The 3,622-nt window shown below is 41.5% G+C and carries 3 protein-coding genes; all 3 read right to left on the reverse strand.

Features of this window, described 5'->3' with window-relative positions; all coding sequences use genetic code 11:
- Positions 1–852: 3-isopropylmalate dehydrogenase (gene leuB, locus L652_RS0102445; RefSeq protein WP_024603254.1), on the reverse strand; the 852-nt coding region annotated here is incomplete at its 3' end.
- Positions 849–2,402, reverse strand: a complete 1,554-nt coding sequence (gene leuA, locus L652_RS0102450) for a 2-isopropylmalate synthase (RefSeq protein ID WP_008171909.1) — start codon at positions 2,400–2,402, stop codon at positions 849–851. The genes leuA and leuB, both read right to left, overlap by 4 nt.
- A 406-nt stretch (positions 2,403–2,808) precedes the next feature.
- Positions 2,809–3,432, reverse strand: a complete 624-nt coding sequence (gene fabR / locus L652_RS0102455; protein WP_010555448.1) for an HTH-type transcriptional repressor FabR — start codon at positions 3,430–3,432, stop codon at positions 2,809–2,811.
- Positions 3,433–3,622: the final 190 nt, after the last annotated feature.

Consider the following 3,622-nt stretch of genomic DNA (forward strand, 5'->3'; position numbering starts at 1 on the left):
GCCTGCTGGCTCGTACAATCCAAAACCCGATTGATTCAAGCTTGCCGATGGTAATAAGCCCATTGAGCCTGTGATCATGGCGCACTCATCTGACAAAATATCGCCAAATAAGTTATCACAAAGTAATACATCAAATTGGCTAGGCTGCTTAACTAACTGCATAGCGGCGTTATCTACGTAAATGTAATCTAAGCTTACTTCTGGGTAGTCTTTGCTTACTTCGGTGACTACTTCGCGCCATAATACGCTTGATGCTAATACATTGGCTTTATCAACAGAGGTAACATGGTTACTACGTAGTTTTGCTGCTTCAAAAGCAAAGCGTGCAATACGCTCAATTTCTTTTCGTGAGTATGTTTGCGTATCAAATGCAAACTCTTCAGCGCCTTCACCACTGCGGCCTTTTTCACCAAAATAAATGCCGCCAGTTAGTTCGCGCACACATAAAATATCAAACCCTTTTTCGCTAATATCAGCGCGAAGTGGCGACGCTGCACTTAATGCAGGTAATAACTGTGCAGGGCGTAAATTACAAAACAAACCAAAGTGCTTACGAAGCGGCAATAACGATGCGCGCTCCGGTTGCTCGTTTGGTGGTAAGTTTTCCCATTTAGGACCGCCTACCGAACCAAATAAAATGGCATCGGCACTTTCACAAGCACTAAGTGTTTTTGGTGGTAATGCTTCACCAAATTCATCAATGGCTGCGCCACCAATAGCATGATGCTGACGGTTTAATGTAAAACCAAACTTATTGCTCACAGCATCAAGTACTTGCTCTGCTGCTGCCATTACTTCTGGGCCAATACCGTCGCCAGCTAATACTGCAACGCTGTAGTTTGTTTTACTCATCCTGCTTTCCTTTGTTGTTTTAAATCAGACACTTTTTGTGCACGATAAATTAAGTTATAAACACGGATCATGGCGCGTACCGACGCTTCAACCACATCCGCTGCAATGCCCGCACCGTGGTAAGGTCGGCCATCGTATTTAGCTATAATATTTACTTGCCCTAATGAGCTTGCGCCTTGGCCTGTTGCTTCTAAGTTATATTCAATCATTTCAACGCTCATACCGGTTAAGCGTTCAATAGCTGCAAACGACGCTTCTACTGGGCCATTACCTGTCGCGGCTTCTTGTTTAGCTTCGCCATCAATTCGCATTCCAATCGTAGAGCTTGCTACTGATTGTGAGTTAGAGGCTGAGTTAACAAATTCTAATTGGTATTTTTCATCTTTGTCGTTAATTTGATTAAAGTAAATCATCGCCTCAAGGTCGTAATCGTATACGGTGCCTTTTTGGTCAGCCAATTCGATAAAGCTTTTGTATAAGCCATCCATATCGTAATCAGATTTTTGATAGCCTAACTCTTCTAAGCGATGCTCAATAACATGACGACCCGAACGCGAAGTCATATTTAATTGGTTGCTTGGCACACCAACGCTTTCTGGCGACATAATCTCATAAGTATTTTGCGCTTTTAATACACCATCTTGGTGAATGCCAGAGCTATGTGCAAAGGCGTTTTCGCCAACAATCGCTTTATTTGGTTGTACTGGCATATTACAAATTTTAGCCACTTGACGAGATGCGCGGTAAATTTCTTCACTTTTAATATCGGTGTATACTTTTAAGTGGTCGTGGCGCATTTTCATAATCATCGCCACTTCTTCAAGCGAGCAGTTACCAGCCCGCTCACCAATGCCATTAATAGTACACTCAATTTGGCGCGCACCGGCTTGCACTGCGGCTACCGAGTTTGCTACTGCTAAACCTAAATCGTTATGGCAATGCACACTTAAGCGCGCTTTATCAATATTTGGCACGTTATTCATTAAATGACGGATCATCGCGGCGTATTCGTCTGGCGTTACAAAACCAACGGTATCTGGCAAGTTAATAGTTGAAGCCCCGGCATTAATTGCCTGCTCAACAATTTTACATAAATCCCAATGCGGCGTACGACCAGCATCTTCACACGAAAACTCAACATCATCAGTATAGTTACGTGCCAATTTAATTGATTTAACAGCCATTGCCGTTGCATCGTCTAAGCTCATACGTAATTTATGTTCAAGGTGCAAAGGGCTTGTAGCAATAAAAGTATGAATACGGCTTTGCTGTGCTGTGCGAAGTGCTTCGCCACAGGCTTCAATGTCTTTAGCAACTGAGCGTGCTAAACCACAAATAATTGGACCTTTTACTTCGGTTGCAATACGTTGCACCGAGCGAAAATCAGCAGGGCTTGAAACCGGAAAGCCAACTTCCATCACATCCACATTCAAGCGGCTAATTGTATGTGCTAATTGAATTTTATCATCTTCAGTAAGGCTTGCTTTAAGCGCCTGTTCGCCATCACGTAAGGTGGTATCAAAAATCCATACTTTATCTTGCTCTTGCATAACTGCCCCTCATTCCTATATTACCCAAATTTCAATTAATCCCAGCCGCGAGATAAAAAAAACCCCGCAATTGCGGGGTTTTTTAGTGTTCAACTCGATGCAAACACACTAATCCCCGCTTACTTGCCATAGCAGTAAGAGGTTAAGTTTTAGTGTAATTAAACGAATAATATGCATCTTGTTTTCTTGTGTGTGTGTTCAGTGAAGCCTATTTTTAACATTCATAGCCGCACCAAGCAAGCATAAATATTCTACACAATAGATTTAAAAACGATTCAATTGGGTTTTTTAATTCAACATAGGTCTATATTGGGAATTAAAACAACAAATACGTAACTAGCGACGCTTAAATTAATAAGCACTGCAATATACCGTGCTTATATTAACTTTTTACAATTTTTTTAAGCTATGCTTCTTTATTCGTTTCTCTTACGTAATGCCCGGCTCCACGAGTAATATAACGCAGCTGCCAAATAACGCGCTCAATCAATTCGTCGCGTTGCAATCCTTCTATATCGAGCGCCTCTGCACCCGCATTAAATACGAGCGTTACCATAGATTCCGCCTGAATATAGGCATGCATAGCATTACATTTAGTTTCGCTTTCTAAATAATGAGCCAGCTCTAAAATAAAATGTTTTACCTCGCGGGCTACAGCGGCTCTAAATGCTTTAGAAGTCCCTGAGCGTTCTCGCAGCAACAACCTAAATTGGTTACTTGAGTTATCAATAAACTCCATAAAAGTAACCACTGAGGTATTTATAACACTGCCGCCATCGTTTGCTATTCGTCTGCGTGCTTGACGCATTAGTTGGCGAAGAGTTAAACCGGCTTCGTCTACCATGGTTAAACCTAGCTCATCCATGTCTTTAAAATGACGATAAAAAGAAGTTGGGGCAATACCAGCTTCTCGTGCTACTTCGCGTAAACTTAAATTCGAAAAACTATGATCAGCACTCAGCTGATTAAATGCCGCTTGAATTAACGCCTGTCGTGTTTTTTGTTTCTGTTGCGCTCTAACACCCGACATCAACAGCTCCCTGAATTATTTTATATGAATATTTAGTGATATTAGCTCAATTGTACAGTCTAATACTTGACGACGAGAGTTTGAAATACTATTTTAGCTTACAGTTGTACGCTGAGATTGAGAATTATGAATAAACCACCGATTATTTGGACAAACGTCCTATTTTTTAGCCTAACCTTTTTGGCGGCTG

It is taken from the genome of Pseudoalteromonas sp. TB25 (assembly GCF_000497995.1).
GTDB classification, from domain to species: domain Bacteria; phylum Pseudomonadota; class Gammaproteobacteria; order Enterobacterales; family Alteromonadaceae; genus Pseudoalteromonas; species Pseudoalteromonas distincta.